The sequence below is a fragment of the Luteimonas sp. MC1572 genome (genome assembly GCF_016615815.1).
GTDB lineage: Bacteria > Pseudomonadota > Gammaproteobacteria > Xanthomonadales > Xanthomonadaceae > Luteimonas.
In genome coordinates this window covers 223,222-240,162 of the sequence record NZ_CP067112.1, presented here as the reverse complement: position 1 = coordinate 240,162, position 16,941 = coordinate 223,222, and the positions used below count along the sequence as shown (strand labels likewise).

Annotated in this window: 12 protein-coding genes and 2 pseudogenes; 6 read left to right on the top strand and 8 right to left on the bottom strand. The window is 70.8% G+C overall.

All coding sequences use genetic code 11. The annotated features are described in order from the left end of the window. Window positions 1-137: 137 nt before the first annotated feature. Both JGR64_RS01080 and JGR64_RS01075 read left to right on the top strand, forming a co-directional pair. Window positions 138-827: a hypothetical protein gene (locus tag JGR64_RS01080; RefSeq protein WP_199374688.1), complete on the top strand. Its 690-nt coding sequence runs from the start codon at window positions 138-140 to the stop codon at window positions 825-827. Between the two features lie 72 nt (window positions 828-899). Further along, a complete protein-coding gene (locus JGR64_RS01075; protein ID WP_199374686.1) occupies window positions 900-2,591 on the top strand; it encodes a M28 family metallopeptidase in 1,692 nt (563 codons plus the stop codon). A 104-nt stretch (window positions 2,592-2,695) separates the two neighbouring features. Here the strand turns inward: JGR64_RS01075 and tyrS are convergent, their stop codons facing one another. Next, the gene (gene tyrS / locus JGR64_RS01070) at window positions 2,696-3,916 is read right to left on the bottom strand and encodes a tyrosine--tRNA ligase (RefSeq protein ID WP_199374684.1); all 1,221 of its coding nucleotides are present in this window, start codon (window positions 3,914-3,916) and stop codon (window positions 2,696-2,698) included. A gap of 183 nt (window positions 3,917-4,099) precedes the next feature. Between tyrS and JGR64_RS01065 the strand changes: the two genes are divergently transcribed. Then, window positions 4,100-5,593, top strand: coding sequence for a peptidoglycan DD-metalloendopeptidase family protein (locus JGR64_RS01065; RefSeq protein ID WP_199374682.1), 1,494 nt, complete (start codon window positions 4,100-4,102; stop codon window positions 5,591-5,593). Between the two features lie 42 nt (window positions 5,594-5,635). After that, window positions 5,636-6,754, top strand: a complete 1,119-nt coding sequence (locus tag JGR64_RS01060) for an anhydro-N-acetylmuramic acid kinase (protein ID WP_199374680.1) — start codon at window positions 5,636-5,638, stop codon at window positions 6,752-6,754. 26 nt (window positions 6,755-6,780) lie between these two features. Here JGR64_RS01060 and JGR64_RS01055 read toward each other — a convergent pair whose 3' ends face one another. The 4 genes and pseudogenes from JGR64_RS01055 to JGR64_RS01040 form a co-directional block, all read right to left on the bottom strand. Continuing rightward, on the bottom strand, window positions 6,781-8,622 hold the full coding sequence (locus JGR64_RS01055) for a GGDEF domain-containing protein (protein ID WP_199374677.1): 1,842 nt from the start codon (window positions 8,620-8,622) through the stop codon (window positions 6,781-6,783). A 255-nt stretch (window positions 8,623-8,877) separates the two neighbouring features. After that, window positions 8,878-9,093: pseudogene (locus JGR64_RS01050) on the bottom strand (hypothetical protein); the annotation flags it as partial. Window positions 9,094-9,181: 88 nt separating this feature from the next. Further along, window positions 9,182-10,516 carry an MFS transporter gene (locus tag JGR64_RS01045; protein ID WP_233348291.1) on the bottom strand — a complete coding sequence of 445 codons (1,335 nt, stop codon included), beginning with the start codon at window positions 10,514-10,516 and terminating at the stop codon, window positions 9,182-9,184. Next, window positions 10,513-11,316, bottom strand: coding sequence for an exodeoxyribonuclease III (locus JGR64_RS01040; RefSeq protein WP_199374675.1), 804 nt, complete (start codon window positions 11,314-11,316; stop codon window positions 10,513-10,515). The genes JGR64_RS01045 and JGR64_RS01040 overlap by 4 nt, the downstream gene beginning before the upstream one ends. 135 nt (window positions 11,317-11,451) lie before the next feature. On the opposite strand from JGR64_RS01040, the gene pyrE reads away from it, so the two are divergent. Together pyrE and JGR64_RS01030 are read left to right on the top strand one after the other, a co-directional pair. Beyond that, a complete protein-coding gene (gene pyrE, locus JGR64_RS01035) occupies window positions 11,452-12,111 on the top strand; it encodes an orotate phosphoribosyltransferase (protein ID WP_199374673.1) in 660 nt (219 codons plus the stop codon). 26 nt (window positions 12,112-12,137) lie between these two features. Continuing rightward, window positions 12,138-12,782: a hypothetical protein gene (locus JGR64_RS01030; RefSeq protein WP_199374672.1), complete on the top strand. Its 645-nt coding sequence runs from the start codon at window positions 12,138-12,140 to the stop codon at window positions 12,780-12,782. Window positions 12,783-12,815: 33 nt separating this feature from the next. Here JGR64_RS01030 and JGR64_RS01025 read toward each other — a convergent pair whose 3' ends face one another. The 3 genes and pseudogenes from JGR64_RS01025 to coaBC form a co-directional block, all read right to left on the bottom strand. Further along, entirely contained in the window at window positions 12,816-15,146 is a 2,331-nt protein-coding gene (locus tag JGR64_RS01025) for a phosphomannomutase/phosphoglucomutase (protein ID WP_199374670.1), read from the bottom strand. A gap of 17 nt (window positions 15,147-15,163) precedes the next feature. Continuing rightward, window positions 15,164-15,622: a dUTP diphosphatase gene (gene dut, locus JGR64_RS01020; protein WP_199374669.1), complete on the bottom strand. Its 459-nt coding sequence runs from the start codon at window positions 15,620-15,622 to the stop codon at window positions 15,164-15,166. Between the two features lie 35 nt (window positions 15,623-15,657). Further along, a pseudogene (gene coaBC, locus JGR64_RS01015) lies at window positions 15,658-16,871 on the bottom strand (bifunctional phosphopantothenoylcysteine decarboxylase/phosphopantothenate--cysteine ligase CoaBC). Window positions 16,872-16,941: the final 70 nt, after the last annotated feature.

Below are 16,941 nucleotides of genomic sequence, written 5' to 3'. Positions count from 1 at the left end.
GATTCAGGCACGACGATCGGCCCCGTGACGTTGGACAGATGCGATTGTAGCGCCGCATCCGCCAGACTCGTCCGGCAGCTCCAGGCCGCGCATCGCGCCGCCGCGGCGCTGTCCCCGTCCTGTCGTCGAGCCCCGCCATGCGCCTGCATCGCCACACCACCATCCTCGCCTCCGTCCTCGCGCTGGCGCTTGCCGCGGGCGGCGCCCACGCCCGCCAGGACATCGACAAGGTCAACGGTTCGATCTCGGTCCCGGCCGGCGAGGTCCGCGGCAACCTGGAAACCGTCAACGGCAGCGTCCGCATCGGCGACAACGCGCAGGCCGGCGCCGCGGAAACCGTCAATGGCAGCGTCCATGTCGGCAACGACGGCAGTGCACGCAGCCTGGAGACGGTCAACGGCAGCATTCGCCTCGGCGAGCGCGTGCGCATCGAACGCGGCGTGGAAACCGTGAACGGCAGCATCTTCGCCGACCGCGGCAGCCGCGTCGGCGGCAACCTGGTGAACGTCAATGGCGCGCTCGGCCTGGTGCAGACGGAAGTGGCCGGCAACGTGGAGACGGTCAATGGCGACGTCACCATCGGCGTCCGCTCGCACGTCCGCGGCCACCTGCGCGTGCACAAGCCCAGCGCCAACTGGATGCCGGTCCGCGTGCGCCCGCGCGCGCAGCGCATCGTCATCGGCCCCGGCGCGGTGGTCGACGGCGACCTGCTGTTCGAGCGCGAGGTGCAGCTGTACGTGCACGACACCGCGCGCGTCGGCACGATTACCGGTGCCACCGCGATCCCGTTCTCCACGCCGACGGCACCGGCGCGCCAGCCGGACTGAGCCGCGGCCAACCCGGCCCCCGCGCGCCGCGGAACGCATAGAATCGGGGGTCCACTACCGCAGGACCCGATGATGCGAACCAGACCCCTCGTGCTTTGCCTTGCCATCGCGGCCGCGCTCGCCGCCTGCGACCGCGCCCCGGCGCCCGCCGCCGGCACCGATGCCGCCGCCCCCGCCGCGACCGTCGCAACGCATGCCTTCAGCGGCGACCTGAGCAAGGACGACTTCGCCGAACTGGTGAAGACGATGGCGTCCGACGAGTTCGAGGGCCGCGCCCCGGGTTCGCCCGGCGGCGAGATGACCGTCGAATACATCAAGGCGCAGTACGAGCGCATCGGCCTGGAGCCCGGTGGCGACAACGGCACCTACTTCCAGACCGTGCCGATGCTGGAAACCACCGCCGACGAATCCACCGTGCTGCGCATGGACGTGGCCGGCAAGCCCTCCGAGCTCAAGTTCGGCACCGACATGGTGATCGGCACGCGCACCGGCGCGCCGAAGGTCGCGGTGACCGACAGCGAGCTGGTGTTCGTGGGCTACGGCGTGGACGCGCCGGAGCTGGGCTGGAACGATTACGCCGGGCTCGACGTCAAGGGCAAGACCGTGGTCATCCTGGTCAACGACCCGGGCTTCCACGCCAAGGACGCCGCGCTGTTCGAAGGCGAGCGCATGACCTATTACGGGCGCTGGACCTACAAGTTCGAGGAGGCCGCGCGCAAGGGCGGCGCCGCCGCGCTGATCATCCACGACACCGCCGGCGCCTCCTACGGCTGGGACGTGGTGAAGAACTCCTGGTCGGGCCCGCAGTTCGACCTGCGCGCGTCGGACGATCCGGAACCGCGCCTGCCCGCGCAGGGCTGGCTGAGCGCCGAAGCCGCGACCACCCTGTTTGCCGGCGCCGGCCAGGACCTCAAGGCGCTGTATGCCGCGGCCAACAAGCCGGGCTTCAAGGCGGTGCCGCTCGACGCGCGCGTGTCGTTCGAGCTCGCCAGCACCACCAGCGAGAAGTCGTCGCGCAACGTGGTGGGCATCCTGCGTGGCAGCGAGGCGCCCGACGAAGCCATCGTCTACATGGCCCACTGGGACCACCTCGGCAAGCACGAAGGCGAGGGTGACCAGATCTACAACGGCGCCGTCGACAACGCCACGGGCGTGGCCGGCATCATCGAGATCGCGGAGAAGTTCAAGGCCGATGGCCAGCCGAAGCGTTCCGTGGCCTTCATCGCCGTCACGCTGGAGGAATCCGGCCTGCTCGGCTCCAAGTACCAGGTCGCGCACCCGGTGTTCCCGCTGGCCAAGACCGTGGGCGTGATCAACCTCGATGCCATGAGCGTGGCCGGCCCGGCGCACGACATGGTTGTGGTGGGCAAGGGCAGCTCGCAGCTGGAAGACGTGCTGAAGACCTACACCGATGCGCAGCAGCGCACCCAGGTGCTCGAAGGCAACCCGGCCGGCGGCTTCTACTTCCGCTCCGACCACTTCAACTACGCCAAGGCCGGCGTGCCGGCGCTGTACGCCAAGGGCGGCGACGACCTGGTGCTGGGTGGCAAGGACGCGGGCGCGGCGCACGCCAAGGCCTACAACGACGTCGCGTACCACAAGCCGGGCGACGAGTTCGACGCGGCATGGAACCTCGACGGCGTGCTCCAGGACCTGCAAGCGCTGTACGGCGTGGGCCGCACCCTGGCCGACGACGGCAGCTGGCCCGCCTGGTACGAAGGCAATGCGTTCAAGGCCGCGCGCGATGCGATGCGCGCCAACTGACGCCAGGCACAGGCGTTGAATGCACGACGGCGCCCTCGGGCGCCGTCGTCATTTGCGGGCTGTGCCGCGGCTGGCCAAGCGCCTGCGGCGCGGCCGCCGTCGGCTCAGCCGGCGGTGATCAACCGCACCCGCGCGAAGTTGCGCTTGCCGACCTGCAGCACGCCTTCGAAGCCGGGAACGAACGTCGCGCCCGCGTCCTCCACCACCTCACCGTCGACCTTGACCGCGCGCTCCTTGAGCTTGCGGCTGGCTTCCGAGTTGCTGGCGGTGATACCCGCGGCGGTGAGCAGCGCGGCGATGCGCAGGCCCTCGGCCGGCACCGCCACGTCCTGCAGCGGCAGCAGCGACGTGTCGCCCTGCCCGGTCACCGCGGCGTGCCAGCCGGCGATCGCGGTCTCGGCCGCGGCGGCATCGTGGAAGCGTGTCGCCAGTTCGCGCGCCAGGCGCAGCTTGACGTCGCGCGGGTTGAGCGCGCCGCCCTCCACGTCGGCGCGCAGCGCGCCGGCGTCCGCGGCGCCGATCTCGAACGACAGCAGCTCGATCCACTTCCACATCAGCGCGTCGCCGACCTTCATGGTCTTGTTGACGATGTCGATCGCCGGCTCGGCGATGCCGATGTAGTTGCCCAGCGACTTGGACATCTTGTTGACGCCGTCCAGGCCCTCGAGCAGCGGCATGGTCAGCACCACCTGCGGCGGCTGCCCGAAATGCTCCTGCAGCCCGCGGCCCATCAACAGGTTGAACTTCTGGTCGGTGCCACCGAGTTCCACGTCGGCCTTCAGCGCCACCGAGTCGTAACCCTGCACCAGCGGATACAGGAACTCGTGGATGGCGATCGGCTGCTGCGCGCCATAGCGCTTGGCGAAGTCGTCGCGCTCGAGCATGCGCGCCACGGTCAGCTGCCCGGCCAGGCGGATCATGTCGGCCGCGCCCATCGCGCCGAACCACTCGCTGTTGAAGCGCAGCTCGGTGCGTTCGCGGTCGAGCACCTTGAACACCTGGTCGGAATAGGTGAGCGCGTTGGCGTCGACATCCTCGCGGGTCAGCGGCTTGCGCGTGGCGCTCTTGCCCGACGGGTCACCGATCATCCCGGTGAAGTCGCCGATCAGGAAGATCACCGTGTGCCCGAGGTCCTGGAACTGGCGCATCTTGTTGAGCAGCACGGTGTGGCCGATATGCAGGTCCGGTGCAGTGGGATCGAAACCGGCCTTGATGCGCAGTGGACGACCGAGTGCGAGGCGCGCGGCAAGTTCGTCGCGCTTGAGGATCTCGTCGGCGCCGCGGGCGATGAGGTCGAGGGCGTTCTGGTGGGCGGTTTCGGTCACGATTCAGGTCCAAAAAGGCACCACGCATTCAAAAACGTGACGCCGTATGTGAAATCTTGTTAACGCGGAGTTAAATCATACGCTGAAGGAAACTCCTGATGCATCAAGCATTTGACGCATCCTCTTCGCGTGATTATCGTGCCCCGGTGACGCGTTCGTCACGCGGGCCGGGAGTCCGATTCGATGACATTGCCCGAATCCTCCGACTCACGGCAGCACCACCGTCGTGTCCGGCTTGGCAACCTGCGCGAAGTCGCGCGCCAGGCGATCGCCTCCTCGGCTGCCGGGCTTTCAGGCCCCGCCGACGATGCCGGCAACCGACGCTGGACCCGACGCCAGTGGGCGCATTCGAGCCTGCTGGCCACCGCAGGCGCACTGATGATCGCGCTGGTGCCGGGCATCTCGACGGCACTGGATGCGCCAAGCGCTACACCTGTTACCACGATGTCGCTCTCGCTTCCGGTGCGGTCACGACCGGCGCAGCCGCAGGCATCCGCGGCCGACTGGCAGTTGGCCGTGGTCGGCAAGGGCGAAACCCTGGGCACGATCTTCGAGCGCATGGGCGTCCCCGCCACCACCATGCACCGCCTGCTCGAACATCCGGGTGCGCGCCAGGCGCTGACCCGCCTCAAGCCGGGCATGGAGCTGGGCTTCGAATTCGCGCCGGTCGACGCCAACGGCAAGCGGGCCACGCTGCGCACGCTGCGCTACGACCGCGGCGAGACCCAGCGCATCGAACTGGCGCTGGCCGATGACAAGGTCACTGAAAAGGTCATTGAACGCCCGGTCGAGATCCGCACCGCGGTGATCAGCGGCAAGGTCGGCAAGTCGCTGTTCCACTCGGCGCGCAAGCTCGGGCTGTCGGGTGCGAGCATCAACAAGCTGACCGACGAGATCTTCAAGTACGACATCGACTTCACCTCCGACGTCACCCAGAACGACCGCTTCAGCGTGGTCGTCGAGCAGGTGTACCGCGAGGGCGAGCTGATCCGCACCGGCGACGTCCAGGCCGCGGTGTTCACTGCCAAGGGCAAGGCGTTCACCGCATTCCGCTTCGAGCAGGGCGGCAAGGTCGACTACTACAACGGCGAAGGCCGGCCGCTGAAGAAGAGCTTCATCCGCATGCCCATCGCGTATGCGCGGCTGACCTCGAAGTTCGGCTCGCGTCGCCACCCGATTGCCGGCAAGGTCCGCCAGCACAAGGGCGTCGACTACGCGGCCAGCACCGGCACCCCGATCATGGCCGCCGGCGACGCCCGCGTGCAGTCGATGGGCTGGCAGGGCGGCTACGGCCGCACGGTGGTGCTCGACCACGGCCGCGGCTACACCACGCTGTATGCGCACATGTCGTCGTTCGGCAACATCAAGAAGGGCCAGCGCATCAGCCAGGGCACCGTGATCGGCCGCGTCGGCAGCACCGGCCTGTCCACCGGCCCGCACCTGCACTACGAATTCCGCATCAACGGCGTGCACCGCAACCCGCTGCAGCACACCATGCCCGAGCCGGAGCCGCTCAAGGGCGCCGCACTGATCGCGTTCCGCGCCCAGACCGGGCCGGCCCTGGCGCGCATCCGCACCGTCGAAGACATCATTTACGCGCAGCTCCCGGCTGGCGCCGACAGCCAGCAGCTGGCCGCCAACAACACGCCCGCCACCGCGGGCCGCGGCAAGGGCTGAGCCCTGCCGGTACGGCCCGCCGCCTGGCGGGCCCCGTCGCACATGACGCCCGCCCGCTGCCACCTCGGCCTGATCTCCGGCACCAGTGCCGACGGCATCGACGCGGCGCTGGTCGATTTCGATGACGACACCGCAGCGGCGACGCCGCGGCTGCGCTTTGCCCGCACCTACGCCTGGGATCCCGCGCTGCGCGCGCGGCTGGTCGCGTTGGGCCAGCAGGACGCGATGCTGTCGCTCGACGACGTCGGCGAGCTCGACACCGCCATCGGCCGGGCGTTCGCCGCGGCCGCCCTGCAGGCGCTGGCCGATGCCGGCGTCGACCCCGCGACAGTCGCCGCGATCGGTTCGCACGGCCAGACCCTGCGCCACCGCCCGCACGGCGCCCTGCCCTTCACCCTGCAGCTCGGCTGCGCGGCGACGATCGCCGAACGCACCGGCATCACCACCGTGGCCGATTTCCGCCGCCGTGACGTGGCAGCGGGCGGCCATGGCGCCCCGCTGGTGCCGGCACTCCATGCGGCGTTGTTGCACTCCGCTGCAGAGTCGCGCGCGGTGCTCAACCTGGGCGGCATCGCCAACCTGACCCTGCTGCCGGCGAGCGGTGCAGTGCGCGGCTTCGACACCGGGCCGGCGAACGGCCTGATGGACGCGTGGTGCCTGCGCCACATCGGGGAAGCCTACGATCGCGGAGGCACGTTCGCCGCCAGTGGCCAGGTCGACGGCGCCTTGCTTGCGCGGCTGCTGGCCGAGCCGTGGTTCACGCTGCCACCGCCGAAGTCCACCGGCCGCGACCAGTTCCACCTCGGCTGGCTGGACGCGCAGCTCGCCACCGACGCCACAGCCGCCGACGTGCAGGCCACCCTGCTCGCGCTGACCGTGCGCACCGTGTCCGACGCGCTGCGGGTGCAGCAGCCCGGCACCGCGCGCGTCATCGCCTGCGGCGGCGGCGTGCACAACGCCATCCTGATGGCGGCGCTGGCCGCGGAACTGCCGGACATGCGCGTGGAAACCACCGCGGCGCACGGGCTGGACCCGGATGCGATCGAGGCCATGGCGTTCGCCTGGCTGGCGCGCGAAACCCTCGCCGGCCGCCCCGGCAACCTCGCCAGCGTCACCGGCGCGGCGGGGCCGCGGATCCTGGGCGCGATCCACCGCGCCTGAGCGCAGGCCGCGCCGGTGGCGCGCGCCTAACCCGCTGTCTCGGCGACCGGCAGCGCCGGGTCGATATCCGGGTCCTTGCCGCTTGCAGGCGATGCCATCACCCGGTCCTTGCCCTTGCGCTTGCCCTCGAACAACGCGGTATCCGCCGCCTTGATGCAGGCGTCGAGCAGGGTGCCCGGGCGGTACTCGCTGTAGCCCATGGTGAGCGTGATCGAGACCGGCGTGTCCTGCGGGCCGACCAGGATCGGCTCCGCCGACACGCGCTGGCGGAGCTTGTCCGCCAGGGACGCGGCACCAGCCGCGCGCGAATCCGGCAACAGCAGCAGGAACTCCTCGCCACCCCAGCGCGCGATCGAGTCCTGCTTGCGCACGGCGTCGCGCAGCCTGCGCGCGACCTCGCGCAGCACGGTATCGCCGGCGTCATGGCCGTGGCGGTCGTTGATGGCCTTGAAGTCGTCGAGGTCGGCCATCACCAGGCAGAACGTGCTGCCTCCGCGCTCCACGCGGTGCACCTCGACCTGCATCAGCTCCAGGAGGTGGCGACGGTTCGGCAACGCCGTCAGGTAGTCGGTGCGCGCGGCGACCGACAGCTGGCGTGAGCTGGAGATGCCGATCCGCAACCGGCTCCACAGCAGCAGCAGCAGGCCGGTGGCGAGCACGGCGGCAAGGATGCCGAGCTGGCTCACCTGGCGCTGCCGGCGCAGCTGGAGCGCGGACAGCTCGGCATCATTTCGCAGCGATTCGATCTCCCGCGCCGCCTGCGTGCTGTCGAACCTGTCCTGCAGCGCGGCGATGGCGCTGCGCTGGTCGGCATCGGCGGCGAGCGCCGCCAGCCGGCTGAACTCGCGCTGCGCCGCCAGCGCGGCGCGGAAGTCGCCACGCGCCTCGCCGAGCAGGACGCGCTGCGCGGCGACTTCCTTCTTCAGGTTGAAGGCGTCCTCGGGGATGAGTGCCTCGACCTCGTCGAGCGTGGTTGCCGCCGCGTCGCCTCGACCGGAGTGCGCCTGCGCCGACGCGATGCTGAGCAGCGAATTGATGGTGCCGTACAGGTCCCCGAGCTTGCGGCGTGCCGCGAGCGACGCGGTGTGGTGGGACAGCGCGGCCTTCGGCTGGCCAAGGCGGTCCAGCGCGAGACCGATGTTGCTGTCGGCGTACGCCACCCCGCGCAGGTTGCCCAGCTCCGCGAAGATCCCGCGCGCGCGCTCGTTGTAGCCGCGCAGCAGCAGGTGCTGCTCGCGGGCGCGGTCGGCGTCGTTTGCCTCCAGCGCCTTCAACCCCGCCTTGGCCGCAACCGAACCGAGGTTGACCAGGGTGCCGGCGATCCCCGGCTTGAAGCCGGTCGCCTCGAACCCGGCCAGCGAGCGGCCGTGGTAATCGCGCGCCAGGTCCAGTTCGCCGATGCTGTTGTAGAGGTTGCCGATGTTGCCGGCGGTCTTGGCCGAGCCGATCGTGTCGGCGGCGACGTCGCTGGCCTCCAGCGCGACCAGGGCGTGCTCGAGTGCCGGCCCGTAGGACTCCAGTTCCACCAGCGCCACGGAGAGCCCGCGATGCAGGAACGCGAGCTGCGCCGGCGTCCCGCTTCCGAGCATGGCGATCGCCTGCCGGTAGTCGCGGACGGCGTCGTGGTTGCGCCCGAGGATGTGCAGGTTGCTCGCGATGCCCCCGAGCAGCATGGCTTCGCCGGCGGGACACGGCGGCGACATCGCCTGCACGTCGGCCAGCAGCGCCTGGCCGCGTGCGACGCCCTGGGCGGGATCGGAGTCACGGGCTTCCGCCACCACGAGCGCCTCGGCTTCGATGTCGGCGCAGGTTGCCGCCAACGCACCTGCCGAAGCCGCCGCCAGTACGCAGCCCAGGAGCACGCGCATGCCGTGACGCCGCGTTCCGCGCGGGGCGCGGCTCGCTCCCTGCCTGACAATCGCCATTCGCGCTCCCCGGCAGGGCATGCCGCCGGCACCTGCGGGTGCAGGACCGTCGCGCCATCCCCTGTGCGGCGAGTGTAGCGAAGCGCCGCGCGCGCGCCGCCCGGTGCCGGTATCGCGTGCGCCCGGCTAGTCGCTCCGCCCGGGGTCCGGCGCCTGGCCGCCGGCATCCGGCGGCAACTGTCCGATCAGCGAATACACCCCGTCGGGCACGCCCTCCAGCGCCGCGATCGCCTGCTGCAGCACGTCCGCCTCGGAGTTGTCGAAGGACAGCTTGCCGTCGCCCTCGATCGCGAACAGCCCCTGCTCCAGCAGGTGCAGCAGGGTGCGCGACAGCGTCCAGCCTCGGCGATCGGCGACACGGCTGATGCGGTCGAGGAGGATCTCGTCGATGTCCTTGAGCACGATGTCTTTCATGGCCTGGATCCTGCGGCCTGCGTTTCGGCGCGGCGCCATTGTGATACCCGCTTGCGCGGACCGCCGCAAGCGCCGGCCGTGCGGCCGCTCATTGCGCGGCAGCGTCCGCCGCGAGCCGGTCGTCGGCCGCGGCCAGCGGCACGCGCCGGCGCAGCCAGAAGAACAGGCCCACCGCCGGCAGCGCCAGCACCGCCGACAGCACGAAGTACGCGCCATAGCCTTCGTTGGCTTCCACGATCGCGCCGGCGTAGAAGCCCAGCACCTTGCCGGGCAGCATGATCAGCGACGAGAACAGCGCGTACTGGGTGGCCGTGTAGCGCTGGTTGACCAGCGCCGACAGGTACGCCACCGCCGCGGTGCCCAGGAAGCCCTGCGCCAGGTTTTCGCCGGAGATCACCAGGGTCAGCATGCCGATGTCGCCGTTGGCGCCGATCAGCGCCAGGTACAGCAGGTTGCTGGCCGCGCCGAGCACGATCGCCACCAGCAGCGGCCACTGCACGCCCCAGCGCGCGACCGCCACGCCGCCGAGGAACACTCCGACGATGCCGATCCAGATGCCGTAGACCTTGGTGACCGCGGCGATCTCGGTCTTGCTGAAGCCCTGGTCGAGGTAGAACGGCCCGATGATGCCGCCGATCAGCGCCTGGTCGGAGATCTTCATCGACAGGATGAACAGCAGCAGCACCACGCCGATGCGGCCGCCGAAGCGGCGGAAGAAATCCGCGAACGGCTCCACCACGCCCTCGCGCAGGCCGGCCGCCCAGCCATGGGTGCGCGCGCGCAGCACCTCGGGCTCGGGCGCCAGCAGGCAGGCCACCACCGGAACCAGCATGCAGGCGGCCATCGCGCGGTACACGTTCGGCCAGATGGTGTGGTCGGCCAGCACCAGCGCCAGTGCACCGGTGACGATCAGCGCGATGCGGTAGCCCAGCGAATAGGTCGCCACCAGCGCGCCCTGCTGCGACGGCGGCGCGATCTCGACGCGGTACGCGTCCACGGCGATGTCGAGCGTGGCGCCGGCGAGCGCCACCGCCAGGGTCAGCGCCACGAACGGCGCCAGCCGCTCGGGCGTGAACACCGACATCGCCACCAGGCCCACCATCACCAGCAGCATCGCCAGCAGCAGCCAGCCGCGGCGCTGGCCAAGGCGGCCGAGCAGCGGCAGCCGCCAGCGGTCGACCAGCGGCGCCCACAGGAACTTGAACGAGTAGGCCATGCCGGCGCTGGCGATCATGGTGATCTCGCGCAGCTCGATGCCGCCCTCGCGCAGCCAGTACGCCAGCGTGCCGGCCACCAGCAGGAACGGCAGCCCGGATGCGAAGCCGAAGAAGAACATCGTCCACGCCGACGGCTGCGCGAACGCACGCCAGATCGAAGGCTTGGTCGTGCCGGCGGCGGGCGTGTCCGCGGCCGCGGTGCTCATGCGCGGTAGTCCACGATCAGCGGCGCATGGTCGGAGAAGCGCGGCTCGGCATGCACGCTGCAGGCGGCGACGCGCCCGGCCAGCGCGGGCGTCACGAACTGGTAGTCGATGCGCCAGCCGACGTTGTTGGCGCGCGCCGCGCCGCGGTTGCTCCACCAGGTGTATTCGGCCTCTTCGGGCCGCAGCACGCGCAGGGCGTCGCGCCAGCCGTTCGCCGGCGCCTCGCAGAGGCCGTCGCCGCAGGCGTCGGCCACCATGCCGTTGAGCCACGCGCGCTCGGGCGGCAGGCACCCCGAGTTCTTCTGGTTGCTGGTCCAGTTCCTGATGTCGTTGCGGCTGCGCACGATGTTCCAGTCGCCGCACAGCACGTAGTCGCGGCCGCTGGCCAGCCATTCGTCGAGGATCGGTTTGAGCCAGTCCATGACCTCGAACTTGAAGCCCTGGCGCAGCTCGCCGGACGACCCCGACGGAATGTAGAACGACACCACGCTGAGGTTGCCGAAACGCGCCTCGATGTAGCGGCCTTCGTCGTCGAACGGCGCCCAGCCGAGCGCGGTGCGCACTTCGTCGGGCTCCTGGCGGCTGTAGATGGCCACGCCGCTGTAGCCCTTCTTCGTGGTCGCGTCGCGGAACCAGGCCTTGTAGCCGGGCGGCAGGAACTCCGGACCGGCGAGCTGGTGCTCCTGGGCCTTGGTCTCCTGCACGCAGAGGACGTCGGCGTCCTGTGCGGCGAACCACTCGAAGAAGCCTTTCCTGGCGGCCGAACGCAGGCCGTTGGCGTTGAAACTGATGATGCGCATGGCGTGCCGGTGCGGATGACGGATGCGGCGGGACCAGGCCCGCCGCCGCGCAAGGTTAGCGCACCGCCGGCCGCATCGTCGGCGCCGTGCGGGTTGTTACCATGGCATTCCCGTCGCGATCGCTCCCGCCACGCCATGTCCGACCACCGCTCCCGGTTCCTGCAGCTGGCGCTCGACGCCGATGCCCTGCGCTTCGGCGGGTTCACGCTGAAGTCCGGGCGGGTGAGCCCGTATTTCTTCAATGCCGGGCGCTTCGACAGCGGCACGGCATTGGCGACGCTGGCCGGCTGCTATGCCGATGCCATCGACGCCGCGGGGATCGACTTCGACCTGCTGTTCGGCCCCGCATACAAGGGAATCCCGTTGGCCACCGCGCTGGCCTGCGAGTACGCCCGCCGCGGCCGCGACCTGCCGCTGGCCTACAACCGCAAGGAAGCCAAGGACCACGGCGAGGGCGGGACCCTGGTCGGCGCGGCGCTCGACGGCAAGCGCGTGCTGGTGGTCGACGACGTGCTCACCGCCGGCACCGCGGTGCGCGAGGCGTTGGCGCTGATCCGCGCCGGCGGCGGCACCCCGGTCGGCGTGGCCATCGCCCTGGACCGCCAAGAGGTCCTCGACGAATCCGGCGACCGGCGCTCAGCGGCCGAGCTGGTCGCCGCCAACGAAAGTGTGCCGGTGGTCGCCATCGCCGGCTTCGCGGACCTGCTTGCGTTCACCGGCGAAAACGCGAAACTGTCAGCCGAACGCGGGCGCCTGCTGGCCTACCGCGCGCGCTACGGCAGCGCGACCACCTGATTCGGCCGACCGGGGGGACGGACACGATGAAGACCACCACCACATGCCTTGCCGCAGCGCTGCTCGCGCTGCTGCCGCTGGCCACCGCCGCGCAAAAAAAGGCCGCTCCCACGGGCGCTGACAAGAAACTGTACTGCTGGGACGAAGGAGGCGTGCAGGTCTGCGGCGACACGCTGCCAACCAGCGCCCTCGACCGCGCCCGCACCGAGATCAACGCCCGCAGCGGCCTGCGCACCGGCGCCGTGCCGCGTGCGCTCGAGCCCGACGAACGCGCGGCCGCCGCGGCCGCCGCGCGGCAGGCGGCCGATGACGCAGAGGCCGAGGCCGCGCGCCAGCGGCGCGACCTCGCCATGGTCGAGTCGTATGCCACCGAAGACGACCTGCGCCGCGCCTACGGCGAGCGCATCATCCTGGTGGAGGAGGCGCTGAAGACCTCGCAGCTGGGCATGACCAACCTGCGACAGAGCCTGCTCAACCTGCTCCGCCAGGCCGCCGAGCTCGAACTGCATGCCAAGCCCGTGGGCAAGGTGCTGGCCGAGAGCATCCAGACCCAGCACGCCGACCTGCTGCGCCAGCAGGCCACCCAGGTGAAGCAGCTGGCCGACCGCGCGTCGCTGGGCAGCGACCTCGACGACGCGCTGGGCCGCTACCGGGCGATGAAGGGCGGTTGACCTTCCCCCGCGTTGCGGGGGAAGGCGTCGCGATCAGAACGGAAGCGGCAGGTCCGGGTCGATCGCCAGCAGCTGCGCACGGAAGTCCTCGCGGATGCGGTGCAGGGCCTCTTCGCTGTCGGCGTCGAAGCGCAGCACCAGCACCGGCGTGGTGTTGGATGCGCGCACCAGGCCCCAGCCATCCGCCCAGTCCACGCGCAGGCCGTCGATGGTCGAGGGCCGCGCACCGCCCTCGAACCGCGCCTCGGCCACGAACCGCTCGACGAACGCGTGCGGGTTGCCATGCGGCGCATCGACCTTGATCTCGGCCGTGGCGATGCCGGTCGGCAGTGCGTTGAGCACCTCGCTCGGCGTTTCCGGGCGCGCGGCCAGGATCTCGAGCAGGCGCGCCGCGGCGTAGATGCCGTCGTCGAAGCCGTACCAGCGCTCGCCGAAGAAGAAGTGCCCGCTCATCTCGCCGGCCAGCTCCGCCTCGGTCTCGCGCATCTTCGCCTTGATCAGCGAATGCCCGGTCTTCCACATCAGCGGGCTGCCGCCGTGGCGCAGGATGTGGCTCTGCAGGCGGCCGGTGCACTTCACGTCGTACACGATCACCGCGCCCGGGTTGCGTTCCAGCACGTCGGCGGCGAACAGCATCAGCAGGCGGTCGGCGAAGATGTTGTCGCCCTCGCGCGTCACCACGCCCAGGCGGTCGCCGTCGCCGTCGAAGGCGATGCCGAGGTCGGCGTCGAAGCGCTTCACCATGTCGATCAGGTCGACCAGGTTGTGCGGCTCGCTCGGATCCGGATGGTGGTTGGGGAAGGTGCCGTCGATCTCGCAGTACAGCGGCTCCACGGTCGCGCCGATCGCTTCCAGCACTCGCGGGCCGATCTCGCCAGCCACGCCGTTGCCGGCATCCACCACCACCTTGATCGGGCGGTCCACCTGCACGTCGGACGCGATGCGCTCGACGTAGTCGTCGGAAATGTCGCGTTCGGTCACGCCACCCGGCTGTGCCGCGGTGTGCAGGCGGTCGTCGGCGATGCGCGCATGGAGGTCGGTGATGGCATCGCCGTACAGGGTCTCGCCTCCGATCACGATCTTGAAGCCGTTGTAGTCCGGCGGGTTGTGGCTGCCGGTGATCGACACGCAGCAGCCGGTGCGCAGGTGGTAGGCACCGAAGTACACCACCGGCGTCGGCGCCATGCCGATGTCGATCACCTCGCGCCCCGCCTTGCGCAGGCCGGCGGTCAGGCCCGCCACCATGTCCGGACCGGAGAGGCGGCCGTCACGGCCGATCACGATGTCCTTCAGACCCTTGTCGTGCATCAGCGAGCCGATCGAATGGCCGATGAGCTCGGCCACGCCGATATCCAGCGACTGGCCGACGATGCCGCGGATGTCGTAGGCGCGGAAGATGCCCGGGTCGATCATCACCGGCGCCGCCTTCGGCGCGTCGCGCACCGCGATGCGTGCGGCGCCATCGGGGACGCCGGCATCGACGGCACCGGGCTCGGCCACCAGCGCCTGTTCGAGCGTCGGTGCATCGTCGTGGTCGACCACGCGTGGATCGCTGATCCGCGCTGGCAGGCGCCAGGTGAGATAGGCCAGCAGCAGCAACAGCGTGGCGACCACGAATGCCGGGATCGCGGACAGCCCGAACGGCGTGGTCGCGCGCGCCGGCACGCCGGCGGCGATGCGCAGGCCGGTACCGGGCACCGGCACGGCCATGCGCTCGGCGGCCTCGGCGTAGGCGGCATCGCCACGCTCGACGAGATTGAAGCCACCCTGGCGCAGGGCGAGGTACGTCGACGCCGGCACCTCCACCGACTCCAGGCCGGCGGTGGCACGCGCCAGCGGCAGGCGCACGTAGGCCACGCCGACCACCGCGTCTCCGGCACGGGCGGGCGCTGCCAGCGCCACGCGGGCGCCGTCACCGTCACGCACGATCCACAGCACCGGCTTGCCCTCGGACAATGCGGCCTCGGCCACCGCGACGCGGCCGTAGCCTCCGTCGGCGAGACCGGCATAGGGTTCGACGAGGTCGGTCGGCAGCACCTCCACGTGTTCGACGTGCGGCCAGTCGCGGCCCAGCGCGGCGCCGGCCGCGTCCAGGTCGCCGGCGGCCAGCGCCGCCTGCACCGGCGCCGAGGCCATGCGCTCGTCCAACCGCTCGAGCTCACCCTTGAGGGTGCGCGCGGTCAGCTGCACCGCCGTGTCGCGGTTGCTGGACAGCGCGCTGCGGCGCCCGTCATCGACCGTCTGCCGCCAGCCGGCCCACGCCAGCCACAGCGCGATCAGCACCAGCACCACGGCGGCGGCCGGCAGCCACGGCCTGGATTGCGCCAGCAGCACGCGCGCCTTGTTCGGTTCGTTCTCGGACATCGTCTTCCCTTCCCCGGTCAGCGCGTGCCGGTGTGGCCGAAGCCGCCGGCACCGCGCACGCTGTGTTCGAAAGTATCCACTACCTGCAGCTGCGCACGCACCACCGGTACCAGCACCAGCTGCGCGATGCGGTCGCCGGGCTGCACCGTGTAGGCATCGCCGGAGCGGTTCCACAGGCTGACCATCAGCGGCCCCTGGTAATCGGCGTCGATCAGGCCGGTCCCGTTGCCCAGCACCAGCCCGTGCTTGTGGCCCAGCCCGGAGCGCGGCAACACCATCGCACACAGCTGCGCGTCGGCGATGTGGATCGCGATCCCGCTCGGCACCAGCGCGCTCGCACCGGCGGCCAGCAGCAGCGGCGCATCGATGACCGCACGCAGGTCCATGCCGGCGCTGCCGTCGGTGGCGTACGCCGGCAGCGGCCACGCATCGCCGATGCGCGGGTCGAGGATCTTCACTTCAAGCGTGTGCTGCATGGGGTTCCGTCGGCGGCGGGTGCGTGGTGGCGGGATCATCCGAGCCGCTCGACGATCACGTCGAGCAGGGATGCGGCGAGGTCGATTTTCGGGGCCGGCCCGAGCGTGCGTTCGCCGCCCGGCCAGTAGAGGTGCAGTGTGTTGTCGTCGGCCTCGAAGCCGCTGCCGGCCACGCCGACGCGATTGCCGGCGATGAGGTCGACGCGCTTGCGGGCAAGCTTGTCGCGCGCGTTGCGTTCGACGTCATCGGTCTCGGCGGCGAAGCCGACCACCAGGCGCGGCCGCGCCGCATGCGCGGCGACGTCGGCGAGGATGTCGGCGGTGCGCTCGAGCTCCAGCACGAGGCCGTCGTGGCCGGGCTGCTTCTTGATCTTGCCGGCGGCCACGCGCGCTGGAGTGAAATCCGCCACCGCCGCGGCACCGATGTACACGTCGGCCGGCAGCGCGGCCATCACCGCCGCATGCATCTGCGCGGCGGAGCGCACGTCGAGGCGCGCCACGCCATCCGGCGTCGCGAGCGCCACCGGGCCGGCCACCAGCACGACATCGGCACCGCGACGCGCGGCCTCGGCGGCGATCGCGAAGCCGGTCTTTCCGCTGCTGCGGTTGCCGATGAAACGCACCGGATCGATGTCTTCGAACGTCGGGCCGGCGCTGACCACGATGCGCACCCCGCGGAGCGACGCCGGGCTCACGCGTTGGCCGCCAGCGCGGCGACGATCTCCAGCGGCTCGCTCATCCGCCCGGGGCCGGATTCGCCTTCGGCCAGCGGCCCATCGGCGGGGCCGACAACCTGCGCGCCGCGCTCGCGCAGCAGCGCCATGTTGGCCTGCGTGGCCGGGTGCAGCCACATGCGATGGTTCATGGCCGGCGCCAGCGTGAGCGGCGCGGTGGTGGCCAGGCACAGCGTGGTCACCAGGTCGTCGGCAAAGCCGTGTGCAAGCCGGGCGAGGGTGTTGGCGGTCGCCGGCGCCACCAGCACGCGGGTGGCCCAGCGCGCGAGTTCGATATGCCCCATCGCGGCTTCGGCCGCCGGATCCCACAGCGAGGTGCGCACGGTCTCGCCGGACAGCGCCTGGAAGGTGGTGGCGCCGACGAAGTGCGCGGCGTTTTCGGTCATCGCCACGCGCACCGTGGCGCCGGCGTCGCGCAGCCGGCGCACGAGATCGGCAGCCTTGTAGGCGGCGATGCCGCCGCAGACACACAGCAGGATGCGCTGGCCGTGGAGATTGGCGGTCGCGGTGCTCATGCAGCCTTCGGAGTGTCCTGACGCGGCAGCGGTCGGACAGCTTACCCGAAGCACCATGGCCGGCCGGCGG